Source organism: Tenacibaculum aquimarinum, from assembly GCF_022478115.1.
GTDB classification, from domain to species: Bacteria; Bacteroidota; Bacteroidia; order Flavobacteriales; family Flavobacteriaceae; genus Polaribacter; species Polaribacter aquimarinum_A.
Genome location: NZ_JAKGSC010000001.1, coordinates 222,062 through 239,151, shown reverse-complemented (window position 1 = coordinate 239,151; position 17,090 = coordinate 222,062). Strand labels below are relative to the sequence as shown.

General features: G+C 31.0%; 16 protein-coding genes and 1 pseudogene. 11 read left to right on the top strand and 6 right to left on the bottom strand.

All coding sequences use genetic code 11. The annotated features are described in order from the left end of the window. The first annotated feature begins 6 nt into the window (after positions 1 to 6). Positions 7 to 966 carry a gliding motility lipoprotein GldB gene (gldB, locus tag L1S33_RS01130; RefSeq protein ID WP_240560867.1) on the top strand — a complete coding sequence of 320 codons (960 nt, stop codon included), beginning with the start codon at positions 7 to 9 and terminating at the stop codon, positions 964 to 966. Continuing rightward, on the top strand, positions 966 to 1,304 hold the full coding sequence (gene gldC, locus L1S33_RS01125) for a gliding motility protein GldC (RefSeq protein WP_240551371.1): 339 nt from the start codon (positions 966 to 968) through the stop codon (positions 1,302 to 1,304). Before gldB ends, gldC begins: the two co-directional genes overlap by 1 nt. Positions 1,305 to 1,409: 105 nt before the next feature. Here gldC and folK read toward each other — a convergent pair whose 3' ends face one another. The 4 genes and pseudogenes from folK to rpsO all read right to left on the bottom strand — a co-directional run bounded on the left by folK (position 1,410) and on the right by rpsO (position 5,771). Beyond that, positions 1,410 to 2,552 carry a 2-amino-4-hydroxy-6-hydroxymethyldihydropteridine diphosphokinase gene (gene folK / locus L1S33_RS01120; RefSeq protein WP_240560866.1) on the bottom strand — a complete coding sequence of 381 codons (1,143 nt, stop codon included), beginning with the start codon at positions 2,550 to 2,552 and terminating at the stop codon, positions 1,410 to 1,412. 32 nt (positions 2,553 to 2,584) lie between these two features. Next, on the bottom strand, positions 2,585 to 3,025 hold the full coding sequence (locus L1S33_RS01115) for a hypothetical protein (protein ID WP_240560865.1): 441 nt from the start codon (positions 3,023 to 3,025) through the stop codon (positions 2,585 to 2,587). 65 nt (positions 3,026 to 3,090) lie between these two features. Next, positions 3,091 to 5,317 (bottom strand): annotated as a pseudogene (locus L1S33_RS01110) (polyribonucleotide nucleotidyltransferase). Between the two features lie 184 nt (positions 5,318 to 5,501). Beyond that, on the bottom strand, positions 5,502 to 5,771 hold the full coding sequence (rpsO, locus tag L1S33_RS01105) for a 30S ribosomal protein S15 (RefSeq protein ID WP_240551374.1): 270 nt from the start codon (positions 5,769 to 5,771) through the stop codon (positions 5,502 to 5,504). 143 nt (positions 5,772 to 5,914) lie between these two features. On the opposite strand from rpsO, the gene L1S33_RS01100 reads away from it, so the two are divergent. Both L1S33_RS01100 and L1S33_RS01095 read left to right on the top strand, forming a co-directional pair. Continuing rightward, positions 5,915 to 6,529 (top strand): DUF4230 domain-containing protein, encoded by a 615-nt coding sequence (locus tag L1S33_RS01100; protein ID WP_240551375.1) that lies wholly within the window; start codon positions 5,915 to 5,917, stop codon positions 6,527 to 6,529. 230 nt (positions 6,530 to 6,759) lie between these two features. Further along, positions 6,760 to 7,125 (top strand): MmcQ/YjbR family DNA-binding protein, encoded by a 366-nt coding sequence (locus L1S33_RS01095; protein ID WP_240560864.1) that lies wholly within the window; start codon positions 6,760 to 6,762, stop codon positions 7,123 to 7,125. On the opposite strand, the gene L1S33_RS01090 is transcribed toward L1S33_RS01095, so the two are convergent. Continuing rightward, positions 7,122 to 7,961, bottom strand: a complete 840-nt coding sequence (locus L1S33_RS01090; protein ID WP_240551377.1) for an AraC family transcriptional regulator — start codon at positions 7,959 to 7,961, stop codon at positions 7,122 to 7,124. The two genes, L1S33_RS01095 and L1S33_RS01090, sit on opposite strands and share 4 nt — an antisense overlap. 145 nt (positions 7,962 to 8,106) lie before the next feature. Between L1S33_RS01090 and L1S33_RS01085 the strand changes: the two genes are divergently transcribed. The 7 genes from L1S33_RS01085 (at position 8,107) to ade (ending at position 15,490) form a co-directional block, all read left to right on the top strand. Then, the gene (locus L1S33_RS01085) at positions 8,107 to 9,063 is read left to right on the top strand and encodes a dihydrodipicolinate synthase family protein (protein WP_240560863.1); all 957 of its coding nucleotides are present in this window, start codon (positions 8,107 to 8,109) and stop codon (positions 9,061 to 9,063) included. Positions 9,064 to 9,136: 73 nt separating this feature from the next. Next, on the top strand, positions 9,137 to 10,711 hold the full coding sequence (locus L1S33_RS01080; protein ID WP_240560862.1) for an aldehyde dehydrogenase (NADP(+)): 1,575 nt from the start codon (positions 9,137 to 9,139) through the stop codon (positions 10,709 to 10,711). 1 nt (position 10,712) lies between these two features. Further along, positions 10,713 to 11,723, top strand: a complete 1,011-nt coding sequence (locus L1S33_RS01075) for a 4-hydroxyproline epimerase (RefSeq protein WP_240553030.1) — start codon at positions 10,713 to 10,715, stop codon at positions 11,721 to 11,723. A 4-nt stretch (positions 11,724 to 11,727) separates the two neighbouring features. Continuing rightward, positions 11,728 to 11,988, top strand: coding sequence for a DUF3781 domain-containing protein (locus L1S33_RS01070; protein WP_240551380.1), 261 nt, complete (start codon positions 11,728 to 11,730; stop codon positions 11,986 to 11,988). A 10-nt stretch (positions 11,989 to 11,998) separates the two neighbouring features. Continuing rightward, positions 11,999 to 13,246, top strand: coding sequence for an NAD(P)/FAD-dependent oxidoreductase (locus L1S33_RS01065; protein WP_240560861.1), 1,248 nt, complete (start codon positions 11,999 to 12,001; stop codon positions 13,244 to 13,246). A gap of 20 nt (positions 13,247 to 13,266) precedes the next feature. Then, positions 13,267 to 13,815, top strand: coding sequence for a 5-formyltetrahydrofolate cyclo-ligase (locus tag L1S33_RS01060; protein WP_240551382.1), 549 nt, complete (start codon positions 13,267 to 13,269; stop codon positions 13,813 to 13,815). A gap of 52 nt (positions 13,816 to 13,867) precedes the next feature. Continuing rightward, positions 13,868 to 15,490 carry an adenine deaminase gene (gene ade / locus L1S33_RS01055; protein ID WP_240560860.1) on the top strand — a complete coding sequence of 541 codons (1,623 nt, stop codon included), beginning with the start codon at positions 13,868 to 13,870 and terminating at the stop codon, positions 15,488 to 15,490. 86 nt (positions 15,491 to 15,576) lie between these two features. Here ade and lpdA read toward each other — a convergent pair whose 3' ends face one another. Next, a complete protein-coding gene (gene lpdA, locus L1S33_RS01050) occupies positions 15,577 to 16,977 on the bottom strand; it encodes a dihydrolipoyl dehydrogenase (protein ID WP_240560859.1) in 1,401 nt (466 codons plus the stop codon). Between the last annotated feature and the right edge of the window lie 113 nt (positions 16,978 to 17,090).

The following is a 17,090-nucleotide window of genomic DNA, read 5'->3' as shown; positions in this document are numbered from 1 at the left end:
AAGATAATGCGAAAAATTTTATTTTATTTTCTTATTTCCTTTCTTTTTTTATCATGTGATAAAGAATCGAAAACAATTGTAGATGTTTCTGATATTTCGGTCGATTTTTCTGTAAATCGATTTGATGTAGATTTTTATTCTTCAACCAAAGATCACCTTCAAACATTAAAAAATAAATACCCATTATTATTTCCAAAAGGAATCCAAGATTCTGTTTGGATTAATAAAATTAATAATAAAGACGAGCAAGAATTATTTGCAGAAACACAAAAAGAATATAAAGATATTGGTTCTTTAAAAGAACAGTTTACGTCATTCTTTAAACATGTAAAATATTACAACCCAAAATTTGTTGCGCCCAATGTAATAACAATGCTCACTAATATAGATTATGATAATAGAGTAATTTATGCAGATAGTTTGTTGCTAGTTTCTTTAGATGCTTATTTGGGTAAAAACCACGATTTTTATGGAAGTTATCCGCAATACATTAAACAGAATAATACCAAAGAGCATATAATTGTTGACGTTGCACATGCTATAATTCAAAAGCAAATTTTAGCAAATACAGAAAGAACTTTTTTAGGAAAAATGATTATTGAAGGGAAAAAAATGTACTTATTAGATATATATTTACCTAATATTTCAGACAATGAAAAAGCCGGTTATTCTCAAGAAAAATTTAACTGGGCAATTGCTAACGAAGAACAAATTTGGAAATATTTTGTAGAGAAAGATTTACTTTACAGTACAGATGCAAAATTAGATAAGCGATTTATGGATTTAGCACCATTTTCTAAGTTTTATTTAGAAGAAGATAGTAAATCTCCTGGGCAAATTGGTAGCTGGATTGGTTGGCAAATTGTACGCTCTTATATGCAAAATAATGATGTATCTTTGCGCCAATTATTACAATTAGACACAGAAACAATCTTTAAAAAATCTAAATACAAACCAAGACGATAATGGCTGTAAAACACACCTCTGAAATAAAATTTACTGTAGGCTTAGACGAAAATAAAGTTCCGGAAGAAATCTCTTGGAATGCACAAGATGGCGGAGTTACAGATGCCGAAACTAAAGCTATTATGTTATCTGTTTGGGATTCTAAAGCCAAAGACACACTTCGTATGGATTTGTGGACCAAAGACATGCCAGTAGACGAGATGAAGCAATTCTTTCATCAGACCTTAGTTTCAATGGCAGGTACTTTTGAGCGTGCAACCGACGATCAGAAAATGAGCGCAACAATGCGAGATTTTTGCGAGTACTTTGCAGAAAAATTAGAGATAGTTAAAAAGTAATTAATTTTTTAGAAGCAATTTCCTGCTTTCACTACTCGCTTTTTTAATGAGAAAAACATTAAAAAGAGCTCAAACAAACCGTTCAATCAGGGCTAAGTGTACTTGTTATGCTTGTTGAGTTGTAGTGTGTGTTCTTATCTTCCTAAGAATGGTTTGGTAATCTTCCGGATTATTTACAAAATCAAGATCAGAAACATCAATAGTTAAAATGTTTAAATCTTGCTGTGTTTTTATAAAGTTACTATAGCCATCATGTATTTTTTGTAAATACTCAGCTTCAATATTTTGTTCGTAATCGCGACCACGATTTTTAATATTCGCTAATAATCTATCCGTATTTTGATATAAATACACATATAAATCTGGCTTAGTAATTTCTTTATACATCAAATCGAACATTTTTCTGTACAATTTATATTCATCTTTTTGCAAAGTAACTTGTGCAAAAATTAGTGATTTAAAAATATAGTAATCAGAAATAATAAAGTTTTTAAACAAATCGAATTGCGCTAAATCATCTGATAATTGCTGATATCTATCGGCTAAAAAACTCATTTCTAACGGAAAAGCATAGCGTTCATTATCCTCGTAAAACTTTGGTAAAAAAGGATTGTCTGCAAAGCGTTCTAAAACTAACTTGGCATTAAACTCATTAGAAATTAGATTTGCTAAAGATGTTTTTCCTGCTCCAATATTTCCTTCAATAGCTATATAATTATACTTTTCAGTAATAGAATGAGGACGTAAAAGTGTCTCAGAAATTACTTCAATTTTAGAGGAATCTGTGCAGTTTTCTAAACAAATAGAAAGTGTTTTTTTCTCTATTGGATGTGAAAATTCTGATGCAATTTCTACTAGTGGAACTAATACAAATTTACGATCTAACATTCTCGGATGCGGAACAATTAAATTTTCAGAAGATATAATTGTATCATCTAATAATAAAATATCTAAGTCAATTTTTCTGTTTTCGTAGTTACCAGAATTAGAACGTGTTCTACCTAGTTCTTTTTCAATAGAAAGTAGACTTTGCATTAACGTTTCAGGAGGTAAGTAAGTGGTAACTTTAATTACCGTATTTAAAAAATCATCACCTTTAAACCCAACTGATTGTGTGGTATAAACAGAAGCTATTTTTAGAACATCACCAATAGTATCTGCAATTATATTAATTGCATTTTGTAGGTTTTCTAATCTGTTTCCTTGGTTAGAACCTAAAGATAAATATGTAGTGCGGTGTATTTTCATTTAAGGAATACAAAGAAACTAAAAAAGAGTTATTAATTGTCTATTCTCTTTAATTCTTTCAGTTTTTCTTCTGCATCAATTTTATCTTTAAATAAGAAGCTTTTAGAAGTTATAATCATATATTTTTCAAAATCTTGATGTCTACCTTTCATTTTTACGGTAGTGTATTTTGTGTTTTTTAATCTAAAACTAGAAATGTCTCCAATTTTATCAAACGTATATGTTTCAGGAGAATGAAACTGTTTTTTTAAAATTAATTTATTGTTTACAATTTTTGCACTACAAACAAATTTAAATTGATAAACTAAAAAACCTGCCATTGCAAGTGCAATTGCTCCAGCAAATAGCATTCCTATATGAAAACTTTCACTTTCTATTGCTTTAAAAATCACAGGAATCATTATTAGATACAATAATGCTCCACCATATAAACCTATGATTGTTAGTTTTGATGATAATTTAATTTCTTTCATTTTATAAAAATAAAAAAATCGCCAACATTTGCTGGCGATTTTTAGTTTAATTTATTAGAAAAAAATTAATCTTCTTTTCTTGGAGCTCTTGGTTTTCTATCGTCACGTCTGTTATCACGTCCACGATTGTCTCTACCTTTACTATTATCTCTTGGTGGTCTTGCTACATAGCCTTCTGGTTTTGGTAACAATGCCTTTCTAGAAACTTTTTCTTTACGAGTTCTTGGGTCAACACCAAAGTATTTTACATCAAAAACATCACCCATGTTTACTACATCAGTTACGTTTTCTGTACGTTCCCAAGCTAATTCAGAAACATGTAATAAAACTTCATTTCCTGGAGCTTCAACGTATTCTACTACGGCACCAAAATCTAACATTTTAATTACTTTAACTTCGTAAGCGCTTCCTACAGTTGGTTTAAATAACATAGACTCTATACGAGCAGTTACTTGTTCTATTCCTGCAGGATCTGTTCCTAAGATTTCAATAATTCCTTCTTCTGTTACAGGATCTTCAGTAATTACAATTGTAGTTCCTGTTTCTTTCTGTAATTCTTGAATATGTTTACCTCCTGGTCCAATAAATGCACCAATCATATCATTAGGAATACGTCTGTTAATCATTTTAGGAGCATGTTCTTTAACTTCTTCGTTTGCAGAAGAAATTGTGTCTGTTAATTTTCCTAAAATGTGTAAACGACCATCACGAGCTTGTTTTAGTGCATTCACTAAAATCTCATAACCTAATCCTTTTACTTTAATATCCATTTGACATGCAGTAATTCCTTCAGAAGTACCAGTTACTTTAAAGTCCATATCTCCTAAGTGATCTTCATCACCTAAAATATCAGATAAAACTGCGTAACGATCTCCGTCAGAAATTAATCCCATTGCAATACCAGAAACTGGTCTTGTCATTTTTACACCTGCATCCATTAATGCCATTGTACCAGCACAAACTGTTGCCATAGAAGAAGAACCGTTAGATTCTAATACTTCAGAAACAACACGAACTGTATAAGGACAATCGTCTGGAATCATTCCTTTTAAACCACGTTGTGCTAAGTTACCATGACCAACTTCTCTACGAGATGTTCCTCTTAATGGTCTAGCTTCACCTGTACAAAAAGGAGGGAAGTTATAGTGTAAATAGAAGTTTTCTTCACCTTCATAAGATGGCATATCTATTTTAATTGCATCTCTAGAAGTTCCTAGAGTTACTGTTGCTAATGCTTGTGTTTCTCCACGTGTAAAGATTGAAGAACCGTGTGTAGATGGTAAATAATCTACTTCACACCAAATTGGTCTAATGTCTGTAGTTTTACGTCCATCTAAACGTAAACCTTCTGCTAATGTTAATTCTCTTACAGCAGCTTTTTGAGATTTGTTGAAGTACTTTCCAACTAAATCTCCGTAATCTTCTAATTCTTCTTCAGTAAATGAAGCTTTTAATTCTTCCTTTACTTCTGCAAATGCAGTTGTACGTTCTACTTTAGAAGTTCCTTTTTTAGCAATTGCATAACATTTGTCGTAACAAAAGTCATTTATTTTTGCAGCTAAATCTGCATCTTCTCTTTCCCCTTCGTATTCTCTTGTTTCTTTCTTCCCGAAAGCTTCAGCTAAACGAACTTGAGCAGCACATTGAACTTTAATAGCTTCGTGTGCAAACTTAATTGCGTCTGCCATTTCTTCTTCAGAAATTTCATCCATTTCACCTTCAACCATCATTACAGAATCGGCAGAAGCTCCAATCATCATATCGATGTCAGATTCTGCTAATTGAGCTCTACTTGGGTTAATTACGAATTCTCCGTTTACTCTAGCAACACGTGCTTCAGAAATTGGGCATTCGAAAGGGAAATCTGATAATTGAATAGCTGCTGATGCTGCTAAACCTGCTAATGCATCTGGCATAACATCTTCATCGTGAGACATTAATTGGATCATTACTTGTACTTCAGAATGATAATCTTTTGGAAATAACGGACGTAAAACACGGTCTACTAAACGCATTGTTAAAATTTCTCCGTCACTTGGTCTTGCTTCTCTTTTGAAGAATCCTCCCGGATAACGTCCTGCAGCTGCAAAATTTTTCTCTATAATCTACTGTTAATGGTAAAAAATCTACCGTACCAGCTTTGTAGCTAGATACAACAGTACATAATAACATTGCTTTTCCCATTTGAACAACAACCGAACCGTGTGCTTGTTTTGCTAATTTACCGGTTTCTAATGAGATGGTTCTTCCATCTCCAAGGTCTATTACCTCGTTAAATACTTTTGGAATCATAAATTTTAATTCTAAATTTTTAAATCGTTTGTTGTTGTGTTGTTGTGTTTTTCCAATGGAAATACAGAATTGTTGTTAAAAATCCTGATTTTTTATAATTTGCTGACGTTGTTAGTTTCAGACTTTTACGCTTTACTTAAAATAAAAAAAGAGGCTGAAAATTCCAGCCTCTTTTGTATAAGAATTATTTTCTAATTCCTAATTCTTTAATAATTGCACGATATCTATTGATTTCTGTTTTCTTTAGATAATCTAATAAACTTCTACGCTTACCTACTAATCTTACTAATGAACGCTCAGTATTGTAATCTTTACGATTCTTCTTTAAGTGCTCAGTTAAGTGATTAATTCTAAATGTGAATAATGCAATTTGTCCTTCAGATGTTCCAGTGTCAGCTTTACCTTTACCGTGCTTTTCAAAAAGACCTTCTTTTACTTCTTTTGTTAAATACATTCCAATATTATTTAAATGATTATTATGTATATCAATGACTTTTCATTGAAGCTGCAAATATATGATTAATTTTTGAAACAAAACCACAGTAAATGGTCGCTTTTTAATGGTTAGTTTAAAGATAATTAGTAATTTCGTTTTCTATGGAATTACTTTTTCTCGGATTAATTGGCGGAGCCATTATTTCTTACTTTATTTTTCTTCGATTTTCGTTTTCAAAAAAACGTAATTTAACTGAAAAACAATCGGTTATATTGTTAGATAAAATTAAAAGAGTGCTAAAATTGATAACTGTTCAGGGTGAATTTTCAGAAATTTATCATCATGAAAACACTAAGGAAAAGTGGATGGGAATGTTTACAAGCAAAAAGAAAGCGCTTATTTTAATAAATGCAAAAGCACATATTGGATTCGATTTTAAAAAGATGAAAATGGTTGCAGATAGTAAGCGTAAAACAATAACTGTTACAGATTTTCCACAACCAGAAGTTTTATCATTAGAACCAGATTTACGTTATTATGATATGCAAAACGGTATGCTAAACAAGTTTGATGCGTCAGATTTAACGGCTTTAAATAAAGAAGCAAAAGAGCATATTTTAAATAAAATACCTGAAAGTAATTTAATGGAAACAGCAAGTAAAGAAGCGCTTGAGGCTATTCATTTAATGGAAAATTTGGTTGAAACTATTGGTTGGTCTTTAGATTATTCTCAATTAGAATTACCAATGTCTACGCAGAAGAAATTGAAAGAATAAATTTCTTATGATTAGAAAATATTTTGAAGCTTTTCTTTTTTGTATTCTATCATGGGCTTCTTACTTTTTAATTATTTATTCAAAGAGTATAGAAGAAATTATTCTTAATTATAGTAAAGGAATTGTAACATATATTTTTTTCAATTTGATGAAGTATTCGTTACTTGTTTCTGGAATAGTTTCCTTGATTTTTATAGTTTTTAAGATTTTTAAATCAAAAAAATAATCGCATGCACATAGAACAACTTAGAGAATATTGTATTGCTAAAAAAGGTGTAACAGAGCATTTTCCTTTTGATGATGTTACATTGGTTTTTAAGGTGATGAATAAAATTTTTTTACTAACTGGTTTAACTTCTTGGGAAAACAACGAAGAGAAAATGAATGTAAAGTGCGATCCTGATTGGGCAGAAGAACTTCGAGGAGCATATGAAAGTGTAAATCCAGGTTATCACATGAATAAAAAACATTGGAATACAGTTACTTTAAATGATGATGTTTCAGATACTTTTGCCTTTGAATTAATAGACCATTCTTATAATTTAATTGTTAAAAGCTTAACTAAAAAGTTGAAAGAAGAGTTAAAGGATCTTTAATTATTTCTGTATTTTGAAGGTGTAGTTTTCTTAACTTCCTTAAACTTTCTGTTAAAATTAGAAACGTTTTGAAATCCAGATTTGTAAGCAATTTCGCTAATCGAAAAATCGTTATTTCTAACTAATAATTTGCATGCATTTTCAATTCGTAATTCCGTTAAAAAACTGACATACGTTTTGTTGGTTCGCTTTTTAAAATATTTACAAAATGCATTTTTTGTCATATTTGCAACATTAGCAATATCGTCTAAAGATATTTTATGATTTGCATTTTCAATGGTAAAATCAAATACATTTCGCATTCTTTTCCCTTCAATATCAGAATATTTTTTTTTGTAAATAAAAGTAGAAAGAGGTTCTGATTTTGCATTTAAAGCAGTTTTTAAAATTTCTAAAAACAAAATAAATCGCTCTAATTCAGACGCTTCTTTTAACTTAAAAAATTTTGTAATAATCTCATTTTTATTGGTATTAATAGCTAGACCTTGTAAAGATTTAGAAAAGAAATGTTTAATTTCTAAAAGTTCATTCAATTTAAAAAAAGAATCCCCAAAAGATGATTCAGTAAAAAACAGACTCATCATTTTAGAAACTTCATCTGTATTTTTATCACTCTTAAAAGCATGAGGTAAATTGCTTCCAATAATAAAAATATCATTTTTAGAGTAACTAGATATTTTATCACCTACGATTAAAGTTCCATTACCTTTTTCAATAAAACTAATCTGAATTTCATCATGTTGATGTAATTTATCATAAAAAACCACCTCTATATCTTCCTGAAAAATTAAGGCATTATTTTCTGGTTTCGGAATTTTAAAGGGTAAAACTTTCATTTTAAATACTCGTATTTTAATCTAAAATTATTCAATAATACAAAATTATATATAATTAAGGATAATATAATATCTAAAGTGAATAATTTAATCTTATTTTAATATTTCTTAACTCTTTAATTTTGCTAACATTAAAAACAGAATTATGAGTATACAATGGGATGGCGTAATGCCAGCGGTGTTTACATGGTTGAAAGAGTCAAAATCTGGCGCTATTGAAATTGACTTTGATACAACACAAAAACAAGCTGCAGGTATTTTAAAAGTTCAAGGAAAGGGAGGAAGCAGAATGAGCGGACTTGTTGGTTCTGGAACTCTGGGAGAGAATAGCTACCTTAATACAAAGCAACGTCTGTCTTTACTAAAATCCCTTTCTGAGGTTGCTAAAGAATACAATGTCCCGTTAATTAGCGGAGCAGCAGCAGAAACTAAGGAAGAACTTGCCAAAATAGTTGAAGGACTTGCTACAGTTGGAGTTGATACAGTCATGGTCATGCCACCAAAAACTAAGGCGGTTCCTTCTGAAAAAGAAATGTATGAGTACTATGCACTTTCTGAAGCAACAGCAAAAGATGTAGGTGTAACAATTATGCCATATAATAATCCAGATGCAGCAGGTTATCATGCGCTCTCAACAGACCTTCTTAAAAGACTTTCTATTCTTCCTAAGGTAACTGCCCTTAAAATATCAACTATAGATGTTTCAATTATTGAAACGCTGATGTTAGAGAACAAAGATTTAAAAATTTTGGCAGGAGTAGATACAGTTACTGTATTTGCAGGACTTGCTGGAGCAAGTGGTGGAATTACAGGTGTAGGTACTATCTTCCCAAAAGCAAGTGTTACTATGCAGGAGTACGTTTTAAATGGAGAATGGGCTGAAGCAAACAAAATTTCTCAGGCTTTAAATTCATTATCGTATTTAGATGCTCAGCCTTTGCTTATGGAATATCTTAAGCTTGCTATGGGAATTCATCATAATGATGTTGCTGGAGGTCTACGTACCTTTGGTAAGCAATTAACTCAACAGCAAATTGATGATGTACGTGCAAGATATATTCTGGCAAAAGAAAGACTTGAAGTTCTGGACTTAATAGGTTAAGGCTTTCAAATATTCAAATAAAGTAGCTTACAAACCAGTAAATTTGAAAAAAGCATTAAAAAAATAAGTAAAAATGATATCAGGAAAAAATACAATAGGGAATAAATTTTCGGCAAAAGGAACAGTAACTTATACAACCTTCAATCCAGAATTGAACGAAGAAAATGGAACTGTTTTTACAGAAGCAACTTCTGATGAAATCAATGAAGCAGTTGCATTGTCTTCAGAAGCATTTAAAGAATTTAGAGAAGTTTCTGGAGAAAGAAAAGCGGCTTTTTTAAACACAATTGCAGATGAAATTTTAGCTTTAGATGATTTGTTAATAAGTACTTATTGTTCAGAAACAGGTTTGCCAGAAGGAAGAGCAAAAGGAGAAAGAGGTAGAACTGTTGGTCAATTAAGAAGTTTTGCAAAATTAGTTGCAGAAGGTTCTTGGGTAGAAGCAACTATAGATACAGCTCAACCAAATAGAGAGCCAATGCCAAGATCTGATATTAGAAAAATGTTAATTCCATTAGGTCCTGTTGTAGTTTTTGGAGCAAGTAATTTTCCTTTAGCGTATTCTACTGCTGGTGGAGACACTGCTGCTGCTTTAGCTTCTGGTTGTCCAGTAATTGTAAAATCGCATCCAATGCATGCAGGAACAGGAGAATTAGTAGCTTCTGCAATAATAATTGCAGCTCAAAAAACAAAAATGCCAAATGGAGTTTTTTCAAATTTAAATTCTAGCGGAATAGAAGTTGGGCAACAATTAGTTTCTCATCCAGATGTAAAAGCAGTTGGTTTTACTGGAAGCATAAAAGGAGGAAGAGCTTTGTTAGATTTAGCATCTAAAAGAGAAGAACCAATTCCGGTTTTTGCAGAAATGGGAAGTATAAATCCTGTTGTTATTTTGCCAAAAGCATTAGAAAATAGAAATGAAGAAATTGCAAAAACATATGCAGGTTCTATAACTTTAGGTACTGGTCAATTTTGTACAAATCCTGGTTTGATGTTAGGAATTAAAGGTGATTCGTTATCTAGTTTTATAAATAATCTATCACAAGAAATTATGGAAATTAATCCTTCTTGTATGTTGCATCCAAATATTAAAAAAGGATATAGTAGCAACAAAGAAAAAGTAGTTTCTCAAAAAAATGTTTCTGTCACAGCAAACTTTACATCAGAAGTAAAAAATAATTACGCAGAACAAGCAATTGTTAGTGTAACAGGAAAAGATTTTTTAGAAAACCCAACTTTACATTTAGAAGTTTTTGGGCCATTTTCTATGGTTGTACAATGTGAAAATGAAGCAGAATTAGAAAATGTAATTTCTAACTTAGAAGGGCAGTTAACAGGGACTGTTATCTCTGATGAAAATGAAGTTGCAGATTATTCTAACGTAATTTCTGCGCTTCAAAATAGAGTTGGACGTATTATTTTTAATGGAGTTCCAACAGGAGTTGAAGTTTGTGAATCTATGGTTCATGGAGGTCCTTATCCAGCTTCAACAGATAGTAGATTTACTGCAGTAGGAATTAATTCTATAAAACGTTGGGCAAGACCATTTAGTTTTCAAGATTGGCCAAATGATTTGTTACCTAAAGAATTACAGGATGAAAATCTATTATCAGTATTTAGAACAGTAGATGGAATTAGAGGGAAATAAAATGGGTAAACACACTTTCGTTTGTATTGATGCTCATACTTGTGGAAATCCTGTAAGAGTGATAAAAAGTGGAGGCCCACATCTTGTTGGGAAATCAATGAGTGAAAAACGACTTCATTTTTTAAAAGAATTCGATTGGATTCGTAAAGGATTAATGTTTGAACCACGTGGTCATGATATGATGAGTGGTAGTATTTTGTATCCACCTCACAATAAAGAAAACGACTTTGCCATTTTATTTATTGAAACTTCTGGTTGTTTACCAATGTGTGGTCATGGAACAATTGGTACCATTACAATTGCTATTGAAGAGGGTTTAATTAGTCCAAAAATTCCGGAAAAAATTAGAATGGAAGCACCTGCTGGTTTGGTAGAAATTGAATATCAACAAACGGATAATAAAGTAGATTGGGTAAAATTAACCAATGTTAAAAGCTATTTAGCTGCAGAAAACTTAACTATAGAATGTCCAGAATTAGGAGAAATTACTTTTGATGTTTCTTATGGTGGAAATTATTATGCAATTGTAGACCCTCAGAAAAATTTTAGCGGAATTCAAGATTTTACAGCATCAAAAATCATTCAATATTCTCAAGTTGTTAGGGATAGAATTAATGAAAAATATCCAAATTTATTTGTGCATCCAGAAAATGAATCAATAAAAGATGTAACACATATGTTATGGACTGGTACTCCAATTGATAAAACTTCTGATGGAAGAAATGCTGTTTTTTATGGAGATAAGGCAATAGATAGAAGCCCTTGTGGAACAGGAACTTCAGCAAGATTAGCTCAATTATTTACCAAAGGGAAATTAAAAGTCGGAGAAGAATTTATTCATGAAAGTTTTATTGGGAGTAAGTTTGTAGGTTGTGTTGAAAAAGAAACTATTTTAGACGGAAAAATAGCAATAATACCAAGCGTAAAAGGATGGGCAAAAGTTTTTGGACACAATACAATTACAATTGATACTGAAGATGATCCTTATGCATTTGGTTTTCAGGTAATATAAATTTATGAAATTAGATAAGGAAGAAATTTTACAAAATCATTGCTATACAGAACTTGTTTATCAAAGAATCAACAAAAAGTTAAATTCAAGTTTTACAAAGCTAGAAATTGAAGCTTTAATTCGCAAAGTTTTAACAGAAACTGAAGTAGATAATTTCGAGAGAAAAGGAAAGAATTTCTATATTTATAATAAAGAACATAATATTAAAATAACTGTAAATTCCAATACTTTTAGAATTATTACAGTAGATTGGTTTATAAAATAATTTTTGATAAATGGCAAAAAGTGTAATCGTAATTGGTGGTGGAATTATAGGCTTATGTTCTGCATATTATCTTCAAAAAGAAGGTCATAAAGTAACTGTTATCGATAAATCTGATTTTACATCTGGGGCTTCTTATGTAAATGCAGGTTATATAACTCCAAGTCATATTATTTCTTTAGCAGCTCCAGGAATGATAAATAAAGGAATTAAATGGATGTTTAGTGCAGAAAGCCCTTTTTATGTAAAGCCAAGATTTAATGCAGATTTTTTAAAGTGGACATGGTTGTTTAAAAAAGCATCTACACATAAAAAAGTAGAAAGTTCAATTAATGTAATTAAAGATATTAATTTATTAAGTAGAGAATTATATGAAGATATTAAGTCTTCTAATGATTTTGATTTTTTTTATCAGCATAAAGGTTTATTAATGTGCTACCAAACAGAAAAAGCAGGAGAAGAAGAATGGAAAGTTGGGCAAAGAGCAATAAAAGAAGGTTTAAAAGTTGAGAATTTAACTAAAGAACAAGTACAAAAATTAGAACCTAATACAGGTATAAATGTAAATGGTGCAGTGTATTACCATTCAGATGCTCATATGACTCCAAATGAGTTTATGTCTCAAATGAAAACTTATTTAAAAAAGAAAGGAGTTAGTATTTTAAGTAATGAAGAAGTTTTAGATATAGAAGTTTCTGGTAATAAAGTTATTGGAATTAAAACAAATAATCTTCAAATTAAATCTGATGAATTTGTAATAGCTACAGGTTCTTGGACGCAAGAATTAGTAAAGAAATTGAGAACAAAAATTCCTGTGCAAGCAGGAAAAGGGTATCGAATTAATGTAACTAAAGAAACAGGAATTAAAATCCCATCAATTTTAATTGAAGCAAAAGTTGCAGTAACTCCAATGAACGGTTTTACACGTTTTGCAGGAACAATGGAAGTTGATAAAATAAATCATAAAATAAATCCAGTTCGTGTAAATGCAATAGCAAAAGCGGCAGAAAAATATTACAATGGATTAAAAATTGACCAATCAGACATCAATAATGCTGCTTGTGGTTTAAGACCTTGTTCTCCAGATGGATTACCTTATATTGGGCGTTTGTCAAAAGTAAAAAATGTAACTATTGCAACTGGTCATGCAATGATGGGATGGAGTTTAGGACCTGCAACAGGTAAATTAGTTTCGGAAATTATTTCTGATAAAGAATATAGTTTAAACATACAACCATTTCATGTGGAGCGTTATTCATAAATCTAATTATCTTTGAGATAATGAATAAAACAGTACTTCGAAAATTATACAAACAAAGACGTAAAGATTTATCAACTCTAGAGGTTGAAACTCTTCAAGAAAAAATATATCAACAAGTTTTTGCTCTAGATTTTTCTACTATCAATACAATTCACATTTTTCTATCCATAGAAAGACTATTAGAGTTGAATACAAATCCAATCATCGACTTTTTATTATTGAACAATAAACAAGTTGTTGTAAGTGTAAGTGATTTTGAAACAAACACATTAAAACACTTTTTGTTTGATAGAAAGACCAAGTTAAAAGTGAGTTCTTTCGGAATTCCAGAACCTATAAATGGAAAGGAAATTGATGCTAAAGAGATAGATCTAGTTTTCGTTCCGTTATTAATTTCTGATGAAAAAAATTACAGAGTTGGTTATGGGAAAGGTTTTTATGATCGTTTCTTATCTGAATGTAGAAAAGATGTAAAAACAATTGGATTAAACTTTTTTAAACCTATACAAACTATTACGAATCTCAATGAATTTGATATTCCTTTACAGAAAATAATCTATCCTAAATAAACTACACATCGCATTTATTTCTTTGTAAATTTGTTTTAGAAACAGAAAGCAAATGATTGTACAAGGAAAAATAGTAGACATAGAAAACAAACGAATTTTTAAAGGCGAAGTTGAAGTTGAAAACGGAAAAATTTCAGCAATTAAAGAAGCTGATCACAATAAAGAGAATTATATTTTACCGGGTTTTATAGATGCACATATTCATATTGAAAGCTCAATGTTGGTGCCTTCAGAATTTGCAAAAATTGCAGTAAAACATGGTACAGTTGCAACAGTTTCTGACCCGCATGAAATTGCCAATGTTTTAGGTGTAAAAGGTGTTGAGTTTATGATTGAAAACGGAAAGAAAGTTCCGTTAAAATTCAATTTTGGAGCACCAAGTTGTGTTCCTGCAACTTCTTTTGAAAGTGCAGGCGCAATTATAGATGCTGATGATATTAAATTAATGATGGAAAATCCAGACATTAAATATCTCGCAGAAATGATGAATTATCCAGGTGTTTTATTTGATGATGCTGAAGTTTTAAAGAAAATTGAGCATGCTAAGAATAACAATAAACCAATTGATGGTCATGCGCCAGGTTTAAGAGGTGAAGATGTTACTAAATATATTTCGGCAGGAATTTCTACAGACCATGAGTGTTTTTCTTATGATGAAGCATTAGAGAAATTGCAGAAAGGAATGAAAGTAATTATACGAGAAGGTTCTGCAGCAAAAAACTTCGAAGCGCTAATCGATTTATTGCCAGAACATTTCGGAAATATGATGTTTTGTTCTGATGATAAACATCCAGATGATTTGTTGTTAGGTCATATAAATCAGCTTTGTGAAAGAGCAGTTGCCAAAGGAATTGATGTCTTTAAAGTATTACAGGCCGCTTGTGTAAATCCTGTAAAACATTACAATTTAGATGTTGGATTGTTGCAAAAAGGAGACGATGCAGATTTTGTTGTTGTTGATAGTTTAGAGAAATTCAATGTTTTAGAAACGTATATAAATGGAGAGTTAGTAGCTAAAGATGGAGAATCTTTTGTAAAGCATGTAGACTTTGAAGTACTGAATAATTTTGATACAGATAAAAAGAATGTTTCAGATTTTAGGTTTGAATCTTCATCAGAAAAAATAAGAGTTATTGAAGCTTTAGATGGCGAGTTGGTAACTAATCAACTTGAAGAAAATTCATTAATAAAAGATGGAAATTTAGTTTCTAATACAGCAACGGATGTTTTAAAAATGACGGTTGTAAATCGTTATAAAAATGATGAACCAGCGATTGCTTTTATTAAAAACTTCGGATTAAAAGAAGGTGCAATTGCAAGTTCAGTTGGGCACGATTCTCATAATATTATTGCAGTAGGAGTTTCCGACGAAGCTATTTGTAAAGCCGTAAATTTAATTATAGAAAACAGCGGAGGAGTTTGTGCGGTAACTAATTCCGAAGAAAAAATAGTTTCTTTACCGGTTGCAGGAATTATGTCTGATAAACCTGCTGAAGAAATTGGTAAGGCTTATGCCGAATTAGATAAAATGGCAAAACAAATGGGAAGTAAATTAAGAGCGCCTTATATGAGTTTATCGTTTATGGCGTTGTTGGTAATTCCGGCTTTAAAATTATCAGACAAAGGTTTGTTTGATGGAAGTTCGTTTAAATTTACATCACTTGAAATAGTTTAAATGTTGTACTATTTAAGTATATAAAATAAAAAAAATCCGAAGTAGAATTACTTCGGATTTTTTTAAAAATATATAGTATTTTGAATTTAAGCATTCAAAGGTTTTCCGTCCCAAGCAGCTTTAGAAGCTTCTTTTACAGCTTCAGCATATGTTGGGTGACCATGACAAATTCTAGCAATATCTTCTGCAGAAGCTCTAAATTCCATAGCAACTGCCATTTCCATAATTAAATCGGCAACACGTGCACCAACCATGTGAACTCCTAAAATTTCATCTGTATTTTTATCAGCTAAAACTTTTACAAATCCGTCAATATCTCCACTTGCTCTAGATCTTCCTAAGGCACGCATTGAGAATTTACCAGCTTTATAAGCAACGCCTGCATCTTTTAATTCGTCTTCAGTTTTACCCACAGCAGCAACTTCTGGCCATGTGTAAATAATTCCTGGAATTAAATTATAATCAATATGTGGTTTTTCTCCTGCTAAAAATTCAGCAACAACAACACCTTCTTCTTCTGCTTTATGAGCTAACATTGCTCCACGAACAACATCTCCAATTGCAAAAATATTAGTAACATTTGTTTGTAAATGATCGTTAACTTCAATCATTCCTCTGTCAGAAACTTTAATACCAACTTTTTCTAAACCTAATCCAGTTGTAAATGGTTTACGACCAACAGCAACTAAACAGTAATCTCCAGTAAAAGTAACTTCTTCACCTTTTTTGTTGGTAGCTTTAACCACAACTTCATCTCCATTTCTTTCAACAGAAGTAACACCATGATTTGCGTTAATTTTCATTCCTTGTTTCTTAAGTACTTTGTTAAGTTCTTTAGAAACATCTGCATCCATAGTTGGTGTAATTTTTGGAGCATATTCAATTACAGTTACATCTGCGCCTAAACGCTTGTAAACAGAGCCTAATTCTAAACCAATAACACCACCACCAATTACTAATAAGTGCTTTGGTACTTCTTTAATTACTAAGGCTTCTGTTGAAGTTATAATACGTTCTTTATCTATAGAGATAAAAGGTAAAGTAGACGGTTTAGAACCTGTTGCAATAATGGTATTTGTTCCTTCAATTATTTCAGAAGTACCATCATTTTTAGTTATTTTAACATGTGTTGCATCTTCGAAAGAACCTAATCCTTCAAAAATATCAACATTGTTTTTATCCATTAAATATTTAATTCCGCCAGTTGTAGTTTCTACAACTTTATTTTTACGGCCAATCATTTTTCCGAAGTCAAATGATGGGTTTTCTACAGAAATTCCGTGCTCTTCAAAATGATTAACTGCATCATAATAATGATGCGAAGAATCTAATAATGCTTTTGATGGAATACAACCAACGTTTGTACACGTTCCTCCAAGAGTTGAGTATTTTTCTATAATGGCAACTTTTTTTCCTAATTGAGAAGCTCTAATTGCTGCGATGTATCCTCCAGGACCAGAACCAATTACAATAATATCGTATTTCATGTGTGTTTGTTTTCGTATAATCTAACCTTTCGGTTGTTTTTCTTAATTACAGTTAACAAAAATACGGATATTTTCATAAATTAAAGAGGGAATTTAGTAGTTTTACTTATTCT